Origin of the sequence: Clostridium sp. CAG:43, from assembly GCF_000434655.1 — a bacterium.
Lineage (GTDB): Bacteria > Bacillota > Clostridia > Lachnospirales > Lachnospiraceae > Otoolea > Otoolea fessa.
In genome coordinates, this window is the sequence record NZ_FR895117.1 from 38,922 (window position 1) to 39,819 (window position 898).

Genomic DNA, 898 nt, shown 5'->3' on the forward strand with positions numbered 1-898 from the left:
CGCCAATGGCAGGGAGGTTTCCAGCCCGATGATGCCGCTCGGCGCCTCGGTCAGCGGTTTTGCTTTCTCCTCGGCGCTGTGCGGTGCATGATCCGTCGCAATCATATCAATCGTGCCGTCCTTGATTGCCTCAATCAACGCCTCGCGATCCGCGGCACTCCGCAGCGGCGGATTCATTTTCGCCAGTGTTCCGTACTCCAGAACCGCCGTCTCGTCCAGTGTAAAATGATGCGGTGTCACCTCCGCCCAGACATGCGCGCCCAGCTTTTTCGCCAGGCCGACCATCTGCACCGCATTGCGGGAACTGATGTGCTGGATATCCACATCTGCGCCCGTGTGAAGCGCGATCATGCAGTCGCGCGCCACCATCGAATCCTCCGCCAGCGCCGGGGAACCACCGATTCCCAGCTGCTCGGACACCGGACCGCGGTTGATGCCGTTGTTGAAAATAAATGCCGGATCCTCCTCATGGAAGCTGAGCGGCACATTGAGGCGTTTCGCCGTCTCCATCGCCTCTTTGACCAATTTTTCGCTCATCAGCGGGATTCCGTCATCCGTAAATCCGATCGCACCCGCCTCTTTGAGGGCGTCCATATCGGTCAGTTCTTTTCCCTGAAATCCCTTCGAGACTGCCGCGCAGGTTTCCACATGGATTCCCGTTTTCGCGCCCTTTTCCAGAATATACCGGACAATCTCCGGCGTATCGGCAACCGGTTTCGTGTTTGCCATACAGACCACCGTCGTAAAGCCGCCCGCCTTCGCAGCCGCCGCGCCCGTCTCGATGTCCTCCTTGTAGGTCAGACCCGGATCGCGGAAATGCACGTGGACGTCCACCAGTCCCGGCGCGACGATCAGCCCTTCTGCGTCCAGCACCTCGGCATCTGCCGGAATGGACGGT

1 protein-coding gene (running past one end of the window) is annotated in these 898 nt (G+C 59.9%); it reads right to left on the bottom strand.

Annotation, left to right across the window (positions count from 1 at the left end; translation table 11 throughout):
• Positions 1 to 898 carry part of the coding region annotated (locus QVO97_RS12185) for a dihydroorotase (RefSeq protein ID WP_288189765.1) on the bottom strand (this coding region is incomplete at its 5' end). The annotated region extends 291 nt beyond the left edge of the window, so 898 of the 1,189 annotated nt are shown.